This is a genomic window from Mycoplana sp. ABR4_002 (assembly GCF_056159645.1).
Genome location: NZ_JBSWVO010000001.1, coordinates 2,323,339 through 2,345,521, shown reverse-complemented (window position 1 = coordinate 2,345,521; position 22,183 = coordinate 2,323,339). Strand labels below are relative to the sequence as shown.

Below are 22,183 nucleotides of genomic sequence, written 5' to 3'. Positions count from 1 at the left end.
CCATGCATCTCCTCCTCGCCCAGAAAGGCACGATCGCCGACGGCAAGGAGGCGATCGACCTCGGCCAGTCGCCGGGCGACATTCTGTTTCTCTCGGCGGCGGACACGGAACTGGCGTCGATCGCGGCGGCCCATCGCGGCCGCGAGGGTCGGGGGCGGCTGCGGCTCGCCAGCCTCGGAACGCTGGCGCACCCGATGTCGGTCGACACCTATGTCGAGCGTACGGCGCGGCACGCGAAGCTGATCGTCGTGCGCGCGCTCGGCGGCGCGAGCTACTTCCGCTACGTGCTGGAGGCGCTGCACGCGACCGCCGTGGCGAACGACATCGCGATGGTCGCCTTGCCCGGTGACGACCGGCCCGACGCCGGGCTTGTGCCGTTCAACCGCATCGGCGAGGCGGACCGGGCGCGGCTGTGGGCCTACCTCAACGAGGGCGGGGCGGAAAATGCCGCCCGTTTCCTCGCCTATGCGGACGCGCTCGTGTTCGGCGGCGAGCGGCCGGCGCCGGCGGTGCCACTGGAAAAGGCCGGAATCTGGTGGCCCGGCCGCGGCGTCGTCGATGCCGGGACCTGGGCCGGACTGTGCCCGGCGCCAGCTGCATTGGAAAAGGTTGACCGCAAGGCCGGACCCGCAGGCGCGCCTGGGGATGGCGAGGTGGCGGTCGAACCTGTGCCGACGGTGGCGATCTGCTTCTATCGCGCCTATGTCCAGAGCGGCGAGACGCGGCCGGTCGAGCTGTTGATCGAGGCGCTCGAAGCCGAGGGCGTGCGGGCCCTGCCGCTGTTCGTTTCCAGCCTCAAGGACCCCGCCTCGATCGAGACGGTGCGGGCCGCCCTTGTCGCCGCCGGACCCGAGGTCGTCCTGAACGCGACCAGCTTTGCCGTGTCGGCTCCCGGCGCGCGCCGCAAGCCGACCGTCCTCGACGAGACCGGTGCGCAGGTGCTGCAGGTGATCTTCTCCGGCTCATCGCGCGCGGCCTGGCAGGACTCGGCCCAGGGGCTGACGGCCCGCGACCTCGGCATGAACGTTTCGCTGCCGGAGGTGGACGGGCGGGTGCTCGCCCGCGCCGTCTCCTTCAAGGCGGCGGCGCGCTGGGATGCGGCGGTCGAGACCAATATCGTCAGCCTCGAGCCGGCCGAGGACAGGATCGCGTTCTCGGCCCGGCTGGCCGCCAACTGGGCCCGGCTCCGGCGCGCGCCGGCCGGCGGGCGGCGCATCGCGCTGGTGATGGCGAACTATCCGAACCGCGACGGCCGGCTCGGCAACGGCGTCGGCCTCGACACGCCCGCCGGCACGCTCGAGATCCTGCGCGCCCTGCAGGCGTCCGGCTACGCGGTCGGCGACCTGCCCGGCGACGGCGATGCACTGATGGCGTACCTGATGGCGGGGCCGACCAACGCCGCCGGCGAGGGGCGCGAGGTCCGGGAAACGATTTCCCTGAATCAATACAAGACATTCTTCGCCTCTCTTCCAGCAGAGGTTCAGGAGGGTGTGACGGCGCGCTGGGGCGCACCAGAGGCCGATCCCTTCGTCGCCGGCGAGGTGTTCGCGCTGCCGCTGGCCCGCTTCGGCGGCACACTCGTCGGCATCCAGCCGGCGCGGGGCTACAATATCGACCCGAAGGAAACCTATCACTCGCCCGACCTCGTGCCGCCGCACGGCTACTTCGCCTTCTACGCCTACCTGCGGCAGGCGTGCGGGGTCCACGCGGTCGTCCATGTCGGCAAGCACGGCAACCTCGAATGGCTGCCGGGCAAGGCGCTGGCCCTGTCGGAGGCGTGCTATCCGGAGGCGGTGCTCGGGCCGGTCCCGCACCTCTATCCGTTCATCGTCAACGACCCCGGCGAGGGCACCCAGGCCAAGCGTCGCTCCGCCGCGGTGATCATCGACCACCTCACGCCGCCGCTCACGCGCGCCGAGACCTACGGGCCGCTGAAGGACCTGGAAGCGCTGGTGGACGAATACTACGACGCGTCCGGCGGCGACCCGCGCCGGATCAGGCTGCTCAGCCGGCAGATCCTCGATCTCGTTCGCGACATCGGCCTTGACCAGGACGCGGGCATCTCAAGGTCCGACGGCGAGGAGGCGGCGCTGCAGAAGCTCGACGCCTATCTCTGCGACCTGAAGGAGATGCAGATCCGCGACGGCCTGCATGTGTTCGGCGTCTCGCCGACGGGGCGGCTCCTGACCGACCTGACGCTGGCGCTCGCGCGCGTGCCGCGCGGACTGGGCGAGGGCGGCGATGCCAGCCTGCAGCGCGCGATCGCGGCGGATGCACTGGCGCCGGAAGGGACCGGCTTCGACCCGCTCGATTGCGTTCCGTCCGATCCCTGGGAGGGCGACAGGCCGGACATCCTCGCTCGCCAGGTCGAGGCGCCGTGGCGCTCCGCCGGCGACACGGTCGAGCGGATCGAGCTACTGGCGGCCAAGCTCATCGCCGGCGATTTGCCCTGTCCGGAGGGCTGGGCGGCGACGCGCGCGGTCCTGGAGCAGGTCAGGACGACGATCGGGCCTTCGATCGAGGCCTGCGGCGCGGCCGAGATGGCGGCGCTGCTGCGCGGTCTCGACGGCCGGTTCGTCGAGCCCGGCCCCTCCGGCGCGCCGACGCGCGGACGGCCGGACGTGCTACCGACGGGGCGTAACTTCTACTCGGTCGACAGCCGCGCCGTGCCGACGCCGGCGGCCTGGGAACTGGGGCGGAAATCGGCCGAGATGCTCGTCACCCGCTATGCCCAGGACCACGGCGAGTGGCCGACCTCGTTCGGCATCACCGCCTGGGGCACCTCGAACATGCGCACGGGCGGCGACGACATCGCCCAGGCGCTGGCCCTGATCGGGGCGAAGCCGCTCTGGGACACGGTCTCCCGGCGCGTCACCGGCTACGAGATCATTCCGCCGGCGATGCTGCGCCGGCCGCGCGTCGACGTGACGCTGCGCATCTCCGGCTTCTTCCGCGATGCCTTCCCTGAGCAGATCGCCCTGTTCGACCGGGCGGTGCGGGCGATCGGCGCGCTGGACGAGGACGACGAGGACAATCCGATCGCCGCGCGCATGCGCGCCGAGGCGGCCGAGCTTGCCGCCGGCGGCGTTGCGGAGGGCGAGGCGCGCGCCAAGGCGGGCTACCGCGTGTTCGGCGCCCGGCCGGGCAGCTACGGTGCCGGCCTGCAGACGATGATCGACGAGGGGCTGTGGACGGATCGCGCCGACCTTGCCGAGGCCTGGCTCGCCTGGGGCGCGCATGCCTATGCCGGCGAGGGCGAGGACATCGCCAGCCGCGACCGGCTGGAGGCGCGGATGCGCAGCCTGCAGGCGATCGTCCAGAACCAGGACAACCGCGAGCACGACCTGCTCGACAGCGACGAGTACTACCAGTTCGAGGGCGGCATGGCCGCGGCGGTGGCGCACCTGACCGGTGACCAGCCGGCGGTCTACCACAACGACCTGTCGCGCCCCGAACGGCCGGTGGTGCGGACGCTGGAGGACGAGATCGGCCGCGTGGTCAGGGCCCGCGTCGTCAATCCGAAATGGATCGAGGGCGTGATGCGCCACGGCTACAAGGGCGCGTTCGAGCTGGCCGCGACGGTCGATTTCATGTTCGCCTTCGCCGCCACCACCGGCGCGGTGAAGGATCACCATTTCGAGGCGGTCTATCAGGCGTATATTCTGGACGAGCGGGTCCGCAGCTTCATGTCCGACAGGAACCCGGCGGCGCTGAAGGAGATGGCGGACCGGCTGCTGGAGGCGATCGACCGGCGGCTGTGGTCGCCGCGCTCCAACTCGGCGCGGTTCGACCTCGAGACGCTGGCGACAAGGAGGAGGGCGTCATGACGCAGCTTTCCGGGCACTGCCTGTGCGGATCGGTGCACTTCCGCGCCGCCCTGCCGGTCATCCGCGCCGGCCACTGCCACTGCGAAAGCTGCCGCCGCGCAACCTCCTCGCCGGTGACGAGCTTCGTCAGCGTGAACCGGAGCAAGGTCGTCTTCGAGGGCGAATGCCTGCGCCACTACGCCTCCTCGCCGGGCGTCCGCCGCAGCTTCTGCGGACGTTGCGGCTCTCCGACGAGCTACGAGAGCGACGACCGGCCGGACGAAATCGACCTCTATGTCGCCGCGCTTGACGATGCCTCGGGCGTCAAGATCACCCAGCACTGGTTCTGGGGCGAACGGGTCCCCTGGCTTGCCTGCGACGACGACCTATTGAAACACCATTGAGGAGCAAGCGATGAGCGATACCGACACCTCGGCGATGAGCGAGGCCGAACTCGCCCGCCATTCGGAGAAGATGGCGAAGAAGAAGCAGGCGCGCGAGAAGATCATGGCGACGAAGACGGACGAAAAGGGCCTCGTCATCGTCCATACCGGCAAGGGCAAGGGCAAGTCGACGGCCGGCTTCGGCATGATCTTCCGCCATATCGCCCACGGAAAACCCTGTGCCGTCGTGCAGTTCATCAAGGGCGCGATGGTAACGGGCGAGCGCGAGCTGATCGAAAGGCACTTCTCCGACCTCTGCCAGTTCCACACGCTCGGCGAGGGCTTCACCTGGGAGACCCAGGACCGCGCCCGCGACGTGGCGATGGCGCAGAAGGCCTGGGAAAAGGCGAAGGAACTGATCCGCGACGAGCGCAATTCGATGGTGCTGCTCGACGAGATCAACATCGCGCTGCGCTACGACTATCTCGACCCCGCCGAGGTGGTGGAATTTCTGAAGCAGGAGAAGCCCTACATGACCCACGTGGTAATGACGGGCCGCAACGCCAAGGAAGAACTGATCGAGGCCGCCGATCTCGTCACCGAGATGGAACTGGTCAAGCATCCGTTCCGCTCGGGCATCAAGGCGCAGATCGGCGTCGAGTACTAGCGGAACCGGCGCGGGCCCGCCGGGGCCCGTGCTACCAGCCGAGCCAGAGCCGCAGCGGCTGGCTCGGATCGGCCATCAGGCGGATGGCGAGCGCGAGGCTGGTGAAGATCAGGAGCGGCTTGATGATCTTCGCACCTTTTTTCATGGCGAATCGCGAGCCGGCCTGCGCGCCGAGCAACTGGCCGACGCCCATGGTGATGCCGACCTTCCACAGGACGACGCCATAGGCGAGGAAGAAGGCGAAGGCGCCGACGTTGGAGCCGAAGTTCAGGAGCTTCGTGTGCGCCGTCGCCTTGAGCACGCCGAAGCCTGCCAGCGACACGAAGGCCAGCATGAAGAAGGAGCCGGTGCCCGGCCCGAACACGCCGTCGTAGAAGCCGATCAGCGGCACCACCGTGAAGGCGAAGGCCGCTTCCGACAGCCGCCGATGCTTGTCGACGTCGCTGATGTTCGGCTTCAGCGCGAAATAGAGCGCGATGCAGACCAGAAGCAGCGGCAGGACCATGCGCATCGCGTCCGCCGGGATCACGGTCGCGAGCACCGCGCCGAAGACGGCGCCGACCGCCGACAGCGCCCCCATCGGCAGCTGCCGCTTCAGTTCGACGTGGCCGGCAGCGGCATAGGCGACGGTCGCCGAGCCGGAGCCGAACAGCGACTGCAGCTTGTTGGTGCCGAGCGTCTCCAGCGGCGGGATGCCGGCGAGCAGCATGGCGGGAATGGTGATCATGCCGCCGCCGCCGGCGATCGAATCGATGAAGCCGGCGATGAAACCGGCGATGAACAGCAGCAGGAGTACGTGGAGCGCGAGATCGATCAAGGGGTCACCGGCAGTCAGGTCATGGTCGCGCACCTTTGTCAGATGGCGGCGGCAATTGCAAAGGGCAGGCCGCGACCGTCAGAACGCGCCGAGCACGGAACCCAGCAACAGGATCGCGACGAGCGCCAGAATCGCGCCGCCGATGCTGACGACGGCGATGTCGCGATAACTCTCCCGGTGGGCCGTGCCGCACACAGCCAGAAGCGTGATGACCGCGCCGTTGTGGGGCAATGTGTCCAGGGTGCCGGAAGAGATGACGGCGACGCGGTGGAGCAGCGAGAGGTCGAGCCCGGCATCCGCGGCTCGGGCGATGAATGTCGGGCCGAGCGCGTCCAGTGCGATCGTCATCCCGCCGGAAGCGGATCCCGTCAGGGCGGAGAGAATGTTGGTGGCGACGGCCAGCGATGTCGCCGGGCCGCCACCGATGCCCAGCACCCAGTCCTTTACCGACGCGAAGGCGGGCATGGCGGCCATGACCGCACCGAAGCCGACCAGGCTGCAGACGCTGATCGCCGGCAGCACCGAGGCATTCACGCCCGCGTCGACCGTGTCGCGCAACCGGGGCAGGCGGGGCAGGTTCAACGCAAGCGCCAGTACGATACCGGCCGCAAGCGCGGTCACCACCGCCCAGACGCCCGCCACGGCAGCCAGCGAGGTGGCGCCCCAGCGGGCGTCGGCAAGGAAGGCAGCATCGATCCGGGGGAGGATGACGAGCGAAAGCAGCATGTTGCCGGCGATGACCGCGGCGAGCGGCGCCGCTGCTGCGGCAAAGGACGGCTCCAGGCCGGCGCCCTTGCCGCGGTTGATTTCCGCCGGGTCGAATTCGCGCGCGGCGCTGGCCCGCTCCCTGAGTTTCGGATCTTCGGCGATGTCAGCCGCCGGCGCCGCCTGTTCCCTGCCGAAGCCTTCGCCGGCGCGCCGGGCGGTTGCTTCCTCGCGCACCAGCCACCACAGGCCGAAGGCGACCATGATCAGCGAGGCGACGATGCCCAGGCCCGGCGCGGCAAAGGGGGTCGTACCGAAGACCGGCATGGGAATCGCGTTCTGGATCGAAGGCGTGCCGGGCATGGCGGACATGGTGAAGGTGGATGTGCCAAGCACGATCGCCGCCGGCATCAGCCGGCGCGGAATGCCGGCCCGTCGGAACAGGTCCTCCGCCATCGGGGCAATTACGAAAAAGGCGACGAACAGACTGACCCCGCCATAGGTCACGAGCGCCCCGGCGAGGACGACGGCGGCGATCGCGCGACCCTTGCCAAGCCTGTCCATCAAGGCGCGAGAGATCACGGCGATGGAACCGGTCTCCTCCATCAGCTTGCCGAACAACGCGCCCAGCAGGAACAACGGGAAGTACTGGGCGAAGAAACCGGCAGCGCTGGGCATGAAGACCTGCGTCCAGCTGGCAAGCAACGGCTCGCGTGAGAACATGGCAGCGACAAGGGCAGCCAGCGGCGCCAGCAGAAGGATGCTCCAGCCGCGGTAGGCAAGCGCGATGAGGAGGGCGAGGGCTATGACATGCCGAGAAGTCCCATGTCATTTCTCCCGGATCAGGTCGTCGAGGTCGAGGGAGGGGCGCCTGCCGATATCGTCTCCGTGCGCGTCGAGAAAGGTCTGCGCTGCCTCGCGTCCCCTGTCGCGCAACATGACCAGGAAGGGCCATTCGGCGTTGAGCTTGGAGGATGCGCCAAGATCCAGCATCACGTCGCTTGCGATCCGGTGCAGGCGCATCGAAGCCCAGCGTGCGCCCTCGGCATGGCCGGGGTCGGCAACCTTGCGCATGATCGCAGCCATGCGCAGCTCCTTCAGGAGCACGGCGTTGAAGGAGACCTCGTTGATCCGGCTCTGAATTTCTCGCGCCGTCTTCGGCGTGCCCGGCCGCTCGATCGGATTGATCTGTACGAGGATCGTGTCTTCGGCGGCACAGTCCTCGATCAGCGGCGTGAGGGTGGGATTGCCGGCAAAGCCGCCATCCCAATAGGGGTCTCCGTCGATCTCGACCGCATGGTAGAGCGTGGGAAGGCAGGCGGAGGCAAGCAGAACCTGCGGGGTCAGTTCGGCGTTGCTGAAAACCCGACCCCGGCCGGTGCGCACGTTGGTGGCGGTGATGAACAAGCGGACCGGGGAGGCGACGAGCCGGTCGAAGTGGATGCAGGCCTCCAGGATCTCGGTGAGCGGGTTTCGCCCCGCCGGATTCATCTGGTAGGGCGAGACGACGCGCGCCATCGCCTCCATCAGGACGTAGGCCGGCGACAGGTCGAGCGTCCATCGACCGAGCAGAATGTCGAGCGGCGTGCGCTGGAGCGGGCTGTAGAGCGCGGCGTCCGACACGAGCCGCCAGAATCGTTCGAGCGATTCCCGCGCGCCCTGTCGGCCGCCCTGTTCATAGCCATCCGCGAGCACTGCCGCATTCATGGCGCCGGCCGAGGTGCCGGAAATGGCTTCCAGACTCAGCCAGGCCTCCTCGAGGAGGCGATCGAGAACTCCCCAGGTGAACGCCCCGTGGGAGCCACCGCCTTGCAGAGCAAGATCGATGGGGCGGGCATTGCTCTGCTTGGGCGCCTTGCTCAAGTGCAATCTCCGTGTGAACCGGCATTCTACTGCACCGCAGCAAGTTCCTGAACACGAAAAACCGAAGCAGTGGTCCATCGTCATCCTCGGTCGAATGACGCCAACGCTGCAGCCGACGCCGCAATCCGGTTTGACCGCAAATGGCCGCTCCGATAAACAGGTTGTACATGCGACGGTGCCCCGAAGGGGGCCGGAAAGGTGCCCGGTGCGGCCGACCCCGTTGGGGGCCACAGTCGGGACTGTCGAAACGGGTACGCCCGCACTGCGCATGTCCGGAAGGCGAGGACACGGCAGATGAGGCAACCGGCGCAAGCCATCGAGAGTGGACAACCGGCGCTGGTGCTGGGCCTTGGCTGCGAGCGCGGCACGGATGCGGCCGAAGTGATCGCGCTGGCCGAGGAGGCCCTGCGCCGAAGCGGCCTCAGGCGCTCCGCAATTGCCATGATCGCGTCGCTGGACACGCGTGCCGACGAGCCGGCCATGCTGGCCGCTGCTCGGCATTTCGGTGTGCCGTTCCGGACCTTTGATGCGGCCACGCTGGAGGCGCAGACGTCGCGGCTCGCTAATCCCTCAGAGGTCGTCTTCCGCTATACCGGCTGCCACGGCGTGGCCGAAGGCGCGGCTCTGGCCGCCGCCGGGTCCGGGGGGCGGCTGGTGGTGGCGAAGAAGCGCTCGGCTGCTGCGACCGTCGCAATTGCCGAGTCGGATCAATCGTTTGTGGGGCGATCTTCAGAGGTTGAGTCGGCTGGGCGGACGCCGGAGAGGGCAGGTTGATGGACGAGTTGCTTTCCACCCTGCCGGACCTTGAGCCCGGCACCGTCTGGCTGGTCGGCGCGGGCCCCGGCGATCCCGGTCTTCTGACGCTGCTTGCGGCGCACGCGTTGCGCCAGGCCGACGTCGTCGTCCACGACGCCCTCGTCAACGGCGAGTGCCTGAAGCTGGCCAAGGCCGGCGCGGCACTGGAGTTCGCCGGAAAGCGCGGCGGCAAGCCGTCGCCGAACCAGCGCGACATTTCCCTGCGGCTGGTGGAACTTGCCCGCAACGGCAAGCGCGTGCTGCGGCTGAAAGGCGGCGATCCCTTCGTCTTCGGCCGCGGGGGCGAAGAGGCATTGACCCTGATCGAGCACAACGTGCCGTTTCGCGTGGTGCCGGGCATCACCGCGGGGATCGGCGGGCTCGCCTATGCCGGCATTCCCGTCACCCACCGCGAGGTGAACCATGCGGTGACCTTCCTGACCGGCCATGATTCCTCCGGCGTCGTTCCCGACCGCATCAACTGGCAGGGCATTGCCGCCGGATCGCCCGTCATTGTCATGTACATGGCGATGAAGCATATCGGCCAGATCGCCGCCAACCTCATCGGTGCCGGCCGGTCGCCTGACGAGCCGGTCGCCTTTGTCTGCAATGCCGCCACGCAAGATCAGGCGGTGCTGGAGACAACGCTCGGCCGCGCCGAGGCCGACGCGGCCGACGCCGGCCTCGAACCGCCGGCAATCGTCGTGGTGGGGGAGGTGGTGCGGCTGCGCGGCTCGCTCGACTGGCTGGGGGCGCTGCGCGAGGGCAAGATCCTGGCTCCGGACCCATTCGGCTCGCGGACGCTCAAGGATCGCGCATGAGCGGCTTGATGATCGCGGCGCCGGCGTCGGGGTCGGGCAAGACCACCGTGACGCTCGGCCTGCTGCGCGCCCTGGCCGAGCAGGGCGTGGCGCTGGCGCCCGGCAAGGCCGGGCCGGACTATATCGATCCCGCCTTCCACGCGGCCGCCAGCCGGGTCGAATGCCTGAACTACGACCCCTGGGCGATGCGCCCGCAACTGCTCTTGGCCAATGCGGCCGCGCAGCAGGGCGGCGACAAGCTTCTCCTGGTCGAGGCGATGATGGGGCTGTTCGACGGCGCCGCCGACGGCAGCGGCACCCCCGCCGATCTCGCGGCGATGCTCGGCCTGCCGGTCGTGCTCGTGGTCGACTGCAGCAAGCTCTCGCACTCGATTGCCGCGCTGGTGCGCGGCTACGCCGCGTTTCGCGCCGACGTCGCCGTCTGCGGCGTCATCCTCAACAAGGTCGGCAGCGCCCGTCACGACAAGATGCTGCGCGATGCGCTCGAAAGGGCCGGGATCACGGTGCTCGGGAGCATCGACCGCGATCCGGCGCTGGAACTGCCGGAGCGGCACCTCGGCCTGGTACAGGCGGGCGAACACCGGGCGCTGGAGACCTTCATCGACCACGCCGCGCGGGTCGTGCGCCGCTGCGTCGACCTCGACCGGCTGCTGCAATGCGCAAGGGCTGCGCCGCGGGCCGGGACCGAGGCGCAGGTATCACTGCTGCCGCCGCTGGGCCAGCGGATCGCAGTTGCGCGCGACCGCGCCTTCGCCTTCTGCTACCCGCATCTGCTTGGCGGCTGGCGGGCGCAGGGCGCGGAAATCTCGTTTTTCTCGCCGCTCGCGGACGAGGCACCCGCGGTCGCCAGCGACGCCGTGTTCCTGCCTGGTGGCTATCCCGAGCTGCATGGCGGCGCCCTTGCCAGTGCCGCGCAGTTCCGTGGCGGCCTGCTGGCCGCAGCCAGACGCGGCGCCCGCATCTACGGCGAGTGCGGCGGCTATATGGCGCTGGGCGAGGGTCTGGTCGACGCCGACGGCGCGCGGCATGCCATGCTCGGGCTGCTGCCGCTGGTGACCAGCTTTGCCGAACGACGCCGGCAGCTCGGCTATCGACGGCTGACGCCGCTCTCCGGTTCCGGCTTTGCCGGGCCGATGACGGCGCACGAATTCCATTATTCGACGGTAGCGCAGGAGGGCGAGGCGGACCGGCTGTTTGCCGCAACCGACGCCACGGGGCGGGATCTCGGCCTGTCCGGCCTGCGACGCTCCAACGTCTCGGGGTCCTACATGCACCTCATCGACATTGCAGGTGAAGCGTGAGCGAGGCACCGATCCAGCACGGCGGCGGCGTTGCCGCGGCCGCTACGCGCTACGGCGGTCGGCCGCAGGACTGGCTCGATCTTTCCACGGGCATCAATCCCTGCCCGGCGAGCCTGCCGCCGATCGATCCGGCGGCATGGCACCGCCTTCCGGACCAGAACCGGCTCGTCGAGGCGCGGCTGGCGGCGGCCCGCCACTACCGCGCGGACGAGTGCCTGCCGCTGCCGGTGCCGGGCACCCAGGCGGTGATCCAGATGCTGCCGCGGCTCGCTCCTGCGGGACGCCGGGCCGCGGTGTTTTCCCCGACCTATGGCGAATATGCACGCGTGTTGCGGGCGTCCGGCCTTGCCGTCGATCCGATCGACAGCCTGGACGCGGTCCGTGACGCGCACGGACTCGTCGTTGTCGTCAATCCGAACAATCCCGATGGCCGCCGCCACCGGCCCGAACACCTGCTCGACCTGCGGCGCCGGCTGTCGGCAACCGGCGGCACGCTCGTGGTCGACGAGGCGTTCGGGGACATGGAGCCGGAGCTGTCGCTGGCGAAGGAGGCGGGGAGGGCGGACGGCCTCGTCGTCTTCCGGTCGTTCGGCAAGTTCTTTGGTCTGGCCGGCCTGCGGCTCGGCTTCGTCCTGACGACGGAGACGCGTCTGACGGAGTTTGCGGAGTGGCTGGGGCCCTGGGCCGTCTCGGGGCCGGCGCTGACGATCGCGGCCGGACTGATGTCGCAAGACTGCACACCGATCCGTCGGACGATCGGCGAGCGCAAGGCCGCGCTCGACCAGGTCCTGGCCGGGGCCGGGCTGAGGACCGTCGGCGGGACGGCGCTGTTTGCGCTGGTGGAGCACGAACAAGCGGTGGAAATGCACGACTGGCTCTGCAACCGGCATGTTCTCGTGCGGGCTTTCGACTATGATCGCCGCTGGCTGCGCTTCGGTCTTGCACCCGATGCGGCGGCCGATCGACGCCTCGCCGAGGCCCTTGCCAGTTTCCCCGCCTGAGCCATGATCGCCACGCTTCTTGTTCTCGCCGCCGCCCTCGTACTCGATCGCCTCGTCGGCGATCCGCCGCGGCTGTGGAAGCGCGTGCCGCACCCGGTCGTCGTGTTCGGCTGGGCGATTTCAGCACTGGACCACGTCTTTAACCGCAAACGCATGCGACCCGAGACGCGCCGGTTCAACGGCGCGGTCGCCATCGGCCTGCTGATCGCGGGGTGCCTCGTCGCCGGCTACGCCATCCATGGCCTGCTGTCGCTGTTCGGCTGGTTCGGGCTGGTTGCCGAGACGGTGTTCGTCGCGCTCCTGCTGGCGCAGAAGAGCCTGGCCGACCACGTCGGCGCGGTTGCGGCCGGACTGCGCCGCGGCGGGCTGGACGGCGGCCGGGCCGCGGTGGCGATGATCGTCGGACGGGACCCTGCGAGCTTGGACGAGCCCGCGGTCAGCCGGGCGGCGATCGAGAGCCTGGCGGAGAACTTTTCCGACGGCGTGGTCGCGCCGGCGGTCTGGTACGTGCTGCTGGGGCTGCCGGGACTGCTCGCCTACAAGATGCTGAACACGGCCGACTCGATGATCGGCCACAGAAGCGCGAAGTACCTGGAATTCGGCTGGGCTGCGGCCCGGCTCGACGATCTCGCCAACTGGCCGGCGGCCCGGCTTTCCATATTCCTGATCTCCGGTGGGGCCTGGGTCGCCGAGGGCGCGCGCGCCGCGCGGGCAGCGCTGGACCTGGCCTTGCGCGACCATGGCCTGCATCGCTCGCCCAATTCCGGCTGGCCGGAAGCGGCGATGGCGGGCGCGCTCGGCGTCGGCCTCGCCGGGCCCCGGGTCTATGGCGGGGTGCGGGTCGAGGAGCCGATGATCAATGCCGCCGGGCGAACGGTCGCCACCGCCGCCGACATCGACCGCGCCCTCGTGGTGTTCGGGCGTGCGTGCGACGGCCTGGTGCTCATGCTGGTTGCCGGGATCGCCGCGCTGGCAATCCTCTAGACCGCTGGCATCAGTCGATGCCTGCCAGTTGCTGCAGGCGGTCGATGTCCGGTACGGCAACGTGCCGGTTGTTCTCGATCCGGATGACGCCGTCCTTGCGCAGCTTGGTGAACTGGCGGCTGACCGTCTCGATCGTCAGGCCGAGGAAGTCGGCTATGTCGGCGCGCGACAGCGGCAGGTCGAAGGCCGTCCCGTCGACCGTTTCGGGGTCGTGATGGCTGGCGATCAGATGCAGGAAGCTCGCGACCTTTTCCTGGGCGCTCTTGCGGCCGAGCGTCAGCATCCAGTCGCGCGCCTCGTCGAGTTCCTTGAGCGTCTGCTGGTGCAGGCGATGCTCCAGATCGGGCGCACGCGCCATCAGCCGCTCGAGAATCTGGCGCGGGAAGAGGCAGATTTCGGCGCTGGTCGCCGCCTCGGCGCTGTGCGGACTTTCGTGCGAGAACGGGCGGCCGACGAAATCGGGCGCGAACTGGAGGCCGACGATCTGCTGGCGTCCGTCGGGCATGACCCTCAGCAGCTTCACCACGCCGCGCATGATGTTGGCGCAGCTTCCCGCCGTTTCGCCCTGGCCGACCACCTCCGTGCCGGCGTCGAGGCGCTTGCGGGTCGAATGACGGGAAAGCTCGCCGAGCTGGTCCGACGTCAGGGCGCCGCAGACGCCGCCGTGCCGGGCCTCGCAGGAGCGGCATACGACCGGGACGTCGGAATTGTGGATGTCGTTACGTTGCATGTCCATTTCTGCCGCCCCTGTTCGAACTCCGCCCACCAACTGTACGAGACCGCGGGCGCTGACAATGCGACATTGGTCGCCGCCGGTCGTTTCGCGGCAATTTACCGCGACCGATCATTGATAAATGCTAAGTGTGCAACCGCTCGGCCGACTTGATCGAGATCAAATTGCGGAAAATCAAGGTCGGGAGAGCCTCCTGTCCCGGGGCCGCAATCGCCCGAATGCTCCGTATAGGTGCAAAAGCGCGGATAAATCACCCTGGATTGTTGGCAATGACGTTTGCGCAACATAGTGTTGCCAAATCGCGGCGGCCACAGAAGTGCCCCATTGGCATTTCCGCCGCATTTACTTATAGGATCGCGCGACCATAGTTTCCATTGAGGTACAGGCGTGACAGCTACATTCGACAAGGTTGCCGACATCATCGCAGAAACCAGCGAGATCGATCGCGAGACGATCATGCCCGAGAGCCACACCATTGACGATCTCGGCATCGACAGCCTCGACTTTCTCGATATCGTTTTTGCGATCGACAAGGAGTTCGGCATCAAGATTCCGCTCGAGCAGTGGACGCAGGATGTCAACGAAGGCAAGGTGGCGACCGAGGAATACTTCGTTCTGAAGAACCTCTGCGCCAAGATCGACGAGCTGCGCGCCGCCAAGGCCTGACATCCAATCGCTGGGTGCAGCGCCGTGCGCCGCCCGCGACCGCTTCGCGCTTCCGGCCTGCCGGGTTCTGGCAGGCCTTTCGATTTTCCGGGTGTACCCGTAGGCTTGGGTTCTCGATGCTGCTTGAATATTTCCAGATGATCGACCGGGTTGAATCGGTCGATGCCGAGCGCAAGACGCTCAAGGCTCGCTCCGTGGTGCCTTCGAAGAGCCCCGTTTTCGAGGGGCATTTTCCCGGCATGCCGCTTGTGCCGGGGGTGCTGCTGATCGAGACGATGGCGCAGGCTTCCGGCTTCCTCGTGCTGGCCGCGAGCAACTTCGCCGCGATGCCGTTCCTGATGTCCGTCGATGGCGCCAAGATGCGCACCTTCGTCGAGCCCGACGCCGTCTTGGACATCGAGGCCTTCCTCGAGCATGACGGTTCGGGGTTTGCGGTGACGAAGGCGAAGATCACTTCGGACGGCAGGAAGATCTGCGACGCGCAGCTGAAGCTGCGCACCATGCCGTTCGACCAGGTGCCGCTGGCCGGTATCGTCCGCCAGCGCGCCGAGGAACTCGGCTTGTTCAATGCTCTTGCGGCGAAAGGAACTGACGCATGACGAAGGCTCCAAACGACGTCGTCATCACCGGCGTGGGGATCGTCACCTGCCAGGGGGTGGGAACCGAGCCGCATGTCGCCCTTCTGGGCGCGGCTGCCGCGCCCGAACTGAAGATCGAGACGGAGCGCTTCGCGCCCTATCCGGTCCATCCGATGCCGGCGATCGACTGGTCGCAGCAGATCGCCAAGCGCGGCGACCAGCGGCAGATGGAGAACTGGCAGCGCCTCGGCGTCTTCGCCGCCGGGCTCGCGCTGGACGATGCCGGCTTGAAAGACGATGTCGAAGCCTGCGGCACCATGGACATGATCGTCTCCTGCGGGGGCGGCGAACGTGACCTCAACGTCGATTCGCTGATCGTGGACGAGGGCCTGAAACGGAACGACCGCGAACGGCTGCTGAACGAGAAACTCACCACCGAACTGCGCCCGACCCTGTTTCTCGCCCAGCTGTCGAACCTGATGGCCGGCAACATCTCGATCGTGCACAAGGTTACCGGATCGTCGCGGACCTTCATGGGCGAGGAGGGGGCCGGCATCAGCGCCATCGAGACGGCGTTCGCGCGCATTGGCGCCGGCCAGTCGACGCACACGCTGGTCGGCGGCGCCTTCGTCGCCGAGCGGCCGGACGTGATCCTGCTCTACGAGGCGATCCAGGCCCATGCGACCGGAAGCTGGACGCCGCTCTGGTCGCGCGATGCGGACGCGGGTGGCGGCGTGGTCACCGGCTCGGTCGGCGCGTTCCTGGTGCTGGAATCGCGCGAGCACGCCGAGGCCCGCGGCGCCCGCATCTATGCAACGATCGACGCGATCGGCGGCGACCGCGGCCGGCGCGAGGACGGGCTGCTGGAGCGTCGGCTCAATCGGCTGGTGGACGGGATCGAGCCCGATGCCGCAAAGGCGGTGCTGTTCTCTGGTGCATCCGGCATGCATGAGGTGACCGGCCGCGAGAAGGCGTGGCTCGAGGCCCGATTCCCCGGTGTTCCGGTGCGCGGCTACAGCGGCGTCGCCGGCCATGCGCTGGAGACGCAGTTTCCGCTCGGCCTGGCGTTCGCGGCGCTCGCACTGTCGAGCGGGGCGGCGGTCCCGGCCTTCGATCCGGACGCCGAGCAACCCATGTCCGGCGCGGCGGAAACCGCCATTGTCACGACCGTCGGCCACATGCGCGGCGAGGGCGTTGCCGTGCTGAAAAAAGCAAAGTGAGGACGGGCATGAGCAAGCCAGCCTACAGGGATCATCTCGGGCGTCCGATCGTCGCCGTCACCGGCATGGGCGTCATCACCTCGCTCGGCCAGGGGCTGCAGGACAACTGGTCCGCCCTTTCCGGCGGGGTGTCCGGCATTCACGGCATCACGCGCTTCCCGGTCGACGGGCTCAGCACCCGGATCGCCGGCACGGTCGACTTTGTCGAGCTTCCAGCCGAAAACCCGGTGGAGCGCTCCTACCTCTATGCTCGGGAGACAACCGAGGAAGCGCTGGCCCAGGCCGGCCTGTCCGGCGACTTCAACGGGCCGCTGTTCCTCGCCGCGCCACCGATCGAGCCGGAATGGAGTTCGCGCTTTGCGCTGGCCGAGCGGGCCCCGCCGTCGACCCAGCCCGGCGATGCCTACGACCGGTTCATGACGGTGCTGCGCGAAAAGGCCGACCCGGCGCTGTACGAGGCGTGGCTGTTCGGCGCGATCTCCGAGCGGCTCGCCGACCGTTTCGGCACGCGCGGCCTGCCGGTGACGCTGTCCACGGCCTGCGCCTCGGGCGCGACCGCGATCCAGCTCGGCGTCGAGGCGATCCGCCAGGGGCGAACCGAGCGGGCGCTGACGGTGGGGACGGACGGCTCGGTCACCGCCGAGGCGCTCATCCGGTTCTCGCTGCTGTCGGCGCTGTCGACGCAGAACGACCCGCCGCAGAAGGCTTCGAAGCCGTTCACCAAGGACCGCGACGGTTTCGTGATCGCCGAAGGGGCGGCCACGCTGGTGCTCGAATCGCTGGAAGCGGCGCTGGCGCGCGGCGCGCGCGTACTCGGCATCATGAAGGGGTGCGGCGAAAAGGCGGACCACTTCCACCGCACCCGCTCCTCGCCCGACGGCGGACCGGCGATCGCGACGATCCGCGCGGCGCTGGCCGATGCGGGCCTTGCCGAGACCGAGATCGGCTACATCAACGCGCACGGCACCTCGACCCCGGAAAACGACAAGATGGAATACCTGTCCATGTCGACGGTCTTCGGCGAGGGACTGGCGAGGATCCCGGTTTCCTCCAACAAGTCGATGATCGGCCACACGCTGACGGCGGCCGGCGCGATCGAGGCGGTGTTCTCGATCCAGACCATGCTGACCGGCACGCTGCCGCCGACCATCAATTACCAGAACCCGGATCCCGGCATCGTGCTCGACGTGGTGCCGAACGTGAAGCGCGACAAGCAGGTCAAGGCCGTGCTTTCGAACTCCTTCGGCTTCGGGGGGCAGAACGCCAGCCTAGTGATGACGGCGGAACCAGCCTGATCGACGGACGCGGGGCGGACGGGGCGCTGGTTTCAGCGCCACATCTGCCCGCAGCGTTCAACTTCCGGACGCCCGGTCTGCGGAAAACAGTTCCGCTTTTGCAGGTCATGCGCTAGAGCATCGGGCCGAATACGGCGCGGCGCCCGCGGTGGGCGTCGGCCTTCGCGTCGGGACGAGATCCTTCCGTCCACGACCGCTCCAACCGAACAGATGCCGCCGGCGCGGCAAGGAACAGGATCATGCGCGCACTCCAGCTTCTCGACGACCGCAAGCTCGAACTGACCGACATCGCCGAACCGCCGGCCCCGGGGCCGGGCGAGGTGACGCTGCGGGTCAAGGCGGTGGCGCTCAACCACATCGACGTCTGGGGCTGGCGCGGCATGGCGTTCGCCAAGCGCAAGATGCCGCTCGTGATCGGCGCCGAGGCGTCCGGCGTCGTCGACCAGATCGGCCCGGGCGTGGCCAATGTCCTGCCGGGCCAACTCGTCTCCGTCTATGGCGCGCGCACCTGCGGCCTGTGCAAGCCCTGCCGCGAGGGGCGCGACAACCTCTGCGAACATGTCGGCGGCGTCCACGGCTTCCATCTCGACGGCTTTGCGCAGGAAAAGATCAACATCCCGGCGCGCCAGCTCGTGCCCGCGCCTCCGGGCGTCGATGCGGTCGCCGCGGCGCTCGCCCCCGTCACCTTCGGCACCGTCGAGCACATGCTGTTCGACAATGCCAGGCTGGAGTCGGGCGAGACGATCCTGGTCCATGCCGGCGGCTCGGGAATCGGCACCGCCGCGATCCAGCTCGCCAAGAAGATCGGCTGCACGGTGATCACGACCGTCGGCTCGAACGACAAGATCGAGAAGGCCAAGGCGCTCGGCGCCGATCACGTGATCAACTACCGCGAGGACCGCTTCGAGGGCGTGGTGCGCAAGCTGACGAAGAAGAAGGGCGTCGACGTCGTGTTCGAGCATGTCGGCAAGGACACCTGGGCAGGCTCGATGCTGTGCCTGAAGCGCGGCGGGCGCCTCGTCACCTGCGGTTCGACCTCCGGTGTCTCAACGGACGTCAATCTGATGATGCTGTTTCAGCAGCAGCTGAAGCTGCTCGGCTCCTTCGGCTGCCGGATGGAGAACATGGCCAACGCCATGCAGAAGATGGCGCGCGGGATCGTGCATCCGGTGATCGACACCGAGGTGACCTTCGACGGCATCGCGACTGCGCTGGAGCGGATGGAATCGCGCCAGATCTTCGGCAAGATCGTGCTGCGGCTGGATTGATCCCCGTGCGCAAGGTCATCACCCGCGTCGTGCTGGCGCTGCGCAACTTCGACCAGTGGCTGGTTGCGCAGCTCGTCTTCGGCCTCCTGAACGTCCTGAAGCTCCTCCCGGCCGACGCGGCGATGAACTTCGCCGACCGTTTCGTGCGGTGGATCGGGCCGAAGACAGGCCGCCACACGCTGATGCTGACGAACCTGCGCAACGCCTTTCCGGAAAAGTCTGAGACCGAGCTGGTCGAGATCGCGATGGAAAGCTGGGGCAACATGGGGAGGATGGCGGCGGAGTACGTCTTCCTCGACCAGCTGTTCGACTTCGATCCCTTCAGCGACAAGATCGGCCGGGTCGAGGTCTCGGGCATCCCGCTGTTCGTCGACCTGCGCTACAACCAGCGCCCGTTCATCGTGTTCACCGGCCACACCGGCAATTTCGAGATGCTGCCGGTCGCCGGGGCGGCCTTCGGTCTCGACGTCACCGTGCTGTTCCGGCCGCCGAACAATCCCTACGTGGCCGAGAAGGTGTTCGAGTTTCGCCGCGCGCGCATGGGCAACCTCGTGCCGTCGCACGCGGGCTCGTCGTTCACGCTGGCGCGCAAGCTCGATGCCGGCCATCCGGTCGGGGTGCTCGTCGACCAAAAGTACAAGAAGGGGCTGCCCACGACCTTCTTCGGCCAGCCGGTCCGCACCAATCCGCTGCTCGCAAAGCTCGTTCGCCAGTTCGACTGCGAGGTCTTCCCGGCCCGGTGCATCCGCCTTCCCGGCAACCGATTCCGGCTGGAGCTGGAGCCGGCGATGGAGATCCCCCGGCGGGCCGACGGGGCGGTCGACGTCGAGGCGACGGCGCAGAAGCTCAACGACAAGGTCGAGCAGTGGGTGCGGGAGTATCCCGGCCAGTGGCTTTGGTATCATGACCGCTGGGCGATCAAGAAGAAGCTGAGGGCGAAGAAGCGCTAGCTCGCCGCAGCCAGGCGTCGGGTCGCGTCAGCAGAGATCGGCGCCGCCGATAAGGTGCTCGCGCTCGAATGCGATGTGCCGGCGGATGGATTCGAAGAATCCCCGCAGCATGTAGCCCGCCGCTTCCGCGTTGACCACGGTGGTGCCGCTCCCCAGCGCCAGCAGGGTATCGACCAGTTCCTCGGCGTAGCATTCGTCCTCGCAGTGCTCGAACTTCAGCCGGTCGAGCGTCCTGCCGAGCGCCCCGTCGCCGGCCGCCCTGGCCGCGAGATAGGGAAACAGCACCTGCTCCTCGTAGCGGTGCAGGCCGTGGATCAGCGGGCCCAGCATCTTCGCGGCATAGATGCACTTCTGCCGGTTCACGCGGTCGGGCAGGCTGTCGGCGATCTCCTCCAGCGCGTCGCACAGAAGCAGCTGCTCGCGATGGGCGCCCGCCAGCCAGTCCAGCGACACGCTGTCGCGGGGCATGTCGGAAAGAAGGCGATCGACCCTGTCATTTTCCCGATTCACCAGCGGCATCGGCTTCCTTCCTCTTCTGATCATTCCCGATGTCATTGATGCCCGCGCCGGCGCCGCCATGCGTTGATCTGTATCAAGGCCCGCCGGCCGGGCATCTGCGAGCAGTGTCGCGAGTGTCGGGCCCGGATTCGGGGAAGATGTCCGGCATGCAACTTTGAGTTGGGGATGCCAACGATGAAATCTGGTTTCGAAATCGGCCTCGTGGCCGTCGGCGCGTTTCTCGCGCTGCTCGGCGCGGCCTTCGCGCACGACAACCTGTTCCAGGCCCATATGGGGGTCCTGTTCTTCGCGCTGCTGGCCGGCACCGTGGTCATGCTGCGGCGCGTCTCGTTCGCGCCGTATCCCGTGCCCGGCGGGCGGTCGCCGGCGAGGGCCGAACCTGGCCCCTACTTCGACGAGGTGGTCAAGTACGGCGTCATCGCAACCATGTTCTGGGGCGTGGTCGGCTTTCTGGTCGGCGTCGTCGTCGCGCTGCAGCTCGCCTATCCCGACCTCAACATCGAGCCGTGGTTCAACTTCGGGCGCATGCGTCCGCTGCACACGTCCGCCGTCATTTTCGCCTTCGGCGGCAACGCGCTGATCACGACCTCCTTCTACATCGTCCAGCGCACCTCGCGAGCGCGGCTGTTCGGCGGCGATCTCGGCTGGTTCGTGTTCTGGGGCTACCAGCTGTTCATCGTCATGGCGGCTACCGGCTACCTGCTCGGCATCACGCAGGGGCGGGAGTACGCCGAGCCGGAATGGTATGTCGACCTGTGGCTGACCGTCGTCTGGGTCGCCTATCTCGTCGCCTTCCTCGGCACGATCCTGACGCGCAAGGAACCGCACATCTACGTGGCGAACTGGTTTTACCTGTCCTTCATCGTCACCATCGCGATGCTGCACGTCGTCAACAACCTGTCGGTGCCGGTGTCGTTCCTCGGCGCCAAGAGCTACTCGGCCTTTGCCGGCGTGCAGGATGCGCTGACGCAATGGTGGTACGGCCACAATGCGGTCGGCTTCTTTCTCACCGCAGGCTTCCTCGGCATGATGTACTATTTCATCCCGAAGCAGGCCAACCGGCCGGTCTATTCCTACCGCCTCTCGATCATCCACTTCTGGGCGCTGATCTTCCTCTACATCTGGGCCGGGCCGCACCACCTGCACTACACCGCGCTGCCCGACTGGGCGCAGACGCTCGGCATGGTGTTTTCGATCATCCTGTGGATGCCGTCCTGGGGCGGCATGATCAACGGCCTGATGACGCTCTCGGGCGCCTGGGACAAGATCCGCACCGATCCGCTCATCCGCATGATGGTGATGGCCGTCGCCTTCTACGGCATGGCCACCTTCGAGGGGCCGATGATGTCGATCAAGGCCGTCAACTCGCTCAGCCACTACACCGACTGGACCATCGGCCACGTGCATTCCGGTGCGCTCGGCTGGAACGGGCTGATCACCTTCGGCGCGCTCTACTACATGGTGCCGAAGCTGTGGAACCGCGACCGCCTCTATTCGGTCCGCATGGTCAACTGGCACTTCTGGCTCGCGACCCTCGGCATCGTCATCTACGCCGCCGTCATGTGGGTTGCCGGCATCCAGCAGGGGCTGATGTGGCGAGAGTACGACGAACAGGGCTTCCTCGTCTACTCCTTCGCCGAAACGGTGGCCGCGATGATCCCCTACTACGTGCTGCGCGCCGCGGGCGGCGCCCTGTTCCTCGCGGGCGCGCTGCTGATGGCCTTCAACATCACCATGACCATCCTGGGCTATCAGCGCGACGAAGAGGCGATCCCCGGCGCCGCACCCGTCCTGCAGCCCGCCGAATAGGA

The 22,183-nt window shown here is 67.9% G+C and carries 19 protein-coding genes and 1 pseudogene; 15 read left to right on the top strand and 5 right to left on the bottom strand.

Going from position 1 to position 22,183, the window contains the following annotated elements:
- Window positions 1–2: 2 nt before the first annotated feature.
- From cobN to cobO, 3 genes are read left to right on the top strand one after another with little or no spacing between them, the layout of a single operon-like run.
- Window positions 3–3,827, top strand: a complete 3,825-nt coding sequence (gene cobN, locus ACXAGF_RS11310) for a cobaltochelatase subunit CobN (protein ID WP_475017062.1) — start codon at window positions 3–5, stop codon at window positions 3,825–3,827.
- Window positions 3,824–4,210, top strand: coding sequence for a GFA family protein (locus tag ACXAGF_RS11305; protein WP_475017060.1), 387 nt, complete (start codon window positions 3,824–3,826; stop codon window positions 4,208–4,210). Before cobN ends, ACXAGF_RS11305 begins: the two co-directional genes overlap by 4 nt.
- 10 nt (window positions 4,211–4,220) lie before the next feature.
- Window positions 4,221–4,856 (top strand): cob(I)yrinic acid a,c-diamide adenosyltransferase, encoded by a 636-nt coding sequence (cobO, locus tag ACXAGF_RS11300; protein WP_475017059.1) that lies wholly within the window; start codon window positions 4,221–4,223, stop codon window positions 4,854–4,856.
- 31 nt (window positions 4,857–4,887) lie between these two features.
- On the opposite strand, the gene ACXAGF_RS11295 is transcribed toward cobO, so the two are convergent.
- The 3 genes and pseudogenes from ACXAGF_RS11295 to ACXAGF_RS11285 form a co-directional block, all read right to left on the bottom strand.
- On the bottom strand, window positions 4,888–5,673 hold the full coding sequence (locus ACXAGF_RS11295; protein ID WP_475017058.1) for a TSUP family transporter: 786 nt from the start codon (window positions 5,671–5,673) through the stop codon (window positions 4,888–4,890).
- Window positions 5,674–5,751: 78 nt separating this feature from the next.
- Window positions 5,752–7,205, bottom strand: a pseudogene (locus tag ACXAGF_RS11290) (GntP family permease).
- A gap of 1 nt (window position 7,206) precedes the next feature.
- A complete protein-coding gene (locus ACXAGF_RS11285; RefSeq protein ID WP_475017056.1) occupies window positions 7,207–8,241 on the bottom strand; it encodes a patatin-like phospholipase family protein in 1,035 nt (344 codons plus the stop codon).
- Window positions 8,242–8,535: 294 nt separating this feature from the next.
- On the opposite strand from ACXAGF_RS11285, the gene ACXAGF_RS11280 reads away from it, so the two are divergent.
- From ACXAGF_RS11280 to cbiB, 5 genes are read left to right on the top strand one after another with little or no spacing between them, the layout of a single operon-like run.
- Window positions 8,536–9,015 (top strand): cobalamin biosynthesis protein, encoded by a 480-nt coding sequence (locus tag ACXAGF_RS11280; protein ID WP_475017054.1) that lies wholly within the window; start codon window positions 8,536–8,538, stop codon window positions 9,013–9,015.
- Entirely contained in the window at window positions 9,015–9,857 is an 843-nt protein-coding gene (gene cobA / locus ACXAGF_RS11275) for a uroporphyrinogen-III C-methyltransferase (RefSeq protein ID WP_475017053.1), read from the top strand. Before ACXAGF_RS11280 ends, cobA begins: the two co-directional genes overlap by 1 nt.
- Window positions 9,854–11,158, top strand: coding sequence for a cobyrinate a,c-diamide synthase (locus ACXAGF_RS11270; protein WP_475017051.1), 1,305 nt, complete (start codon window positions 9,854–9,856; stop codon window positions 11,156–11,158). The genes cobA and ACXAGF_RS11270 overlap by 4 nt, the downstream gene beginning before the upstream one ends.
- A complete protein-coding gene (gene cobD / locus ACXAGF_RS11265; RefSeq protein WP_475017050.1) occupies window positions 11,155–12,159 on the top strand; it encodes a threonine-phosphate decarboxylase CobD in 1,005 nt (334 codons plus the stop codon). Before ACXAGF_RS11270 ends, cobD begins: the two co-directional genes overlap by 4 nt.
- Before the next feature lie 3 nt (window positions 12,160–12,162).
- Window positions 12,163–13,143: an adenosylcobinamide-phosphate synthase CbiB gene (gene cbiB / locus ACXAGF_RS11260; protein WP_475017049.1), complete on the top strand. Its 981-nt coding sequence runs from the start codon at window positions 12,163–12,165 to the stop codon at window positions 13,141–13,143.
- Window positions 13,144–13,153: 10 nt separating this feature from the next.
- On the opposite strand, the gene ACXAGF_RS11255 is transcribed toward cbiB, so the two are convergent.
- Window positions 13,154–13,879: a Crp/Fnr family transcriptional regulator gene (locus tag ACXAGF_RS11255; protein ID WP_475017046.1), complete on the bottom strand. Its 726-nt coding sequence runs from the start codon at window positions 13,877–13,879 to the stop codon at window positions 13,154–13,156.
- Between the two features lie 384 nt (window positions 13,880–14,263).
- Here ACXAGF_RS11255 and ACXAGF_RS11250 point away from each other — a divergent pair, with 384 nt between their 5' ends.
- The 6 genes from ACXAGF_RS11250 (at window position 14,264) to ACXAGF_RS11225 (ending at window position 19,853) form a co-directional block, all read left to right on the top strand.
- Complete coding sequence (locus ACXAGF_RS11250) at window positions 14,264–14,542, top strand: acyl carrier protein (protein ID WP_475017045.1); 279 nt, start codon at window positions 14,264–14,266, stop codon at window positions 14,540–14,542.
- A 116-nt stretch (window positions 14,543–14,658) separates the two neighbouring features.
- A complete protein-coding gene (locus ACXAGF_RS11245) occupies window positions 14,659–15,141 on the top strand; it encodes a 3-hydroxyacyl-ACP dehydratase FabZ family protein (protein ID WP_475017043.1) in 483 nt (160 codons plus the stop codon).
- Window positions 15,138–16,340 carry a beta-ketoacyl-ACP synthase gene (locus ACXAGF_RS11240; RefSeq protein WP_475017041.1) on the top strand — a complete coding sequence of 401 codons (1,203 nt, stop codon included), beginning with the start codon at window positions 15,138–15,140 and terminating at the stop codon, window positions 16,338–16,340. Before ACXAGF_RS11245 ends, ACXAGF_RS11240 begins: the two co-directional genes overlap by 4 nt.
- An 8-nt stretch (window positions 16,341–16,348) precedes the next feature.
- Entirely contained in the window at window positions 16,349–17,635 is a 1,287-nt protein-coding gene (locus ACXAGF_RS11235) for a beta-ketoacyl-ACP synthase (protein WP_475017039.1), read from the top strand.
- 239 nt (window positions 17,636–17,874) lie between these two features.
- Window positions 17,875–18,903, top strand: coding sequence for a zinc-binding dehydrogenase (locus ACXAGF_RS11230; protein WP_475017037.1), 1,029 nt, complete (start codon window positions 17,875–17,877; stop codon window positions 18,901–18,903).
- A complete protein-coding gene (locus tag ACXAGF_RS11225) occupies window positions 18,900–19,853 on the top strand; it encodes a lipid A biosynthesis lauroyl acyltransferase (protein ID WP_475017036.1) in 954 nt (317 codons plus the stop codon). The genes ACXAGF_RS11230 and ACXAGF_RS11225 overlap by 4 nt, the downstream gene beginning before the upstream one ends.
- Window positions 19,854–19,880: 27 nt before the next feature.
- Here ACXAGF_RS11225 and ACXAGF_RS11220 read toward each other — a convergent pair whose 3' ends face one another.
- The gene (locus tag ACXAGF_RS11220; RefSeq protein WP_475017033.1) at window positions 19,881–20,372 is read right to left on the bottom strand and encodes a hemerythrin domain-containing protein; all 492 of its coding nucleotides are present in this window, start codon (window positions 20,370–20,372) and stop codon (window positions 19,881–19,883) included.
- 174 nt (window positions 20,373–20,546) lie between these two features.
- Between ACXAGF_RS11220 and ccoN the strand changes: the two genes are divergently transcribed.
- Complete coding sequence (ccoN, locus tag ACXAGF_RS11215) at window positions 20,547–22,181, top strand: cytochrome-c oxidase, cbb3-type subunit I (protein WP_475017031.1); 1,635 nt, start codon at window positions 20,547–20,549, stop codon at window positions 22,179–22,181.
- Window positions 22,182–22,183: the final 2 nt, after the last annotated feature.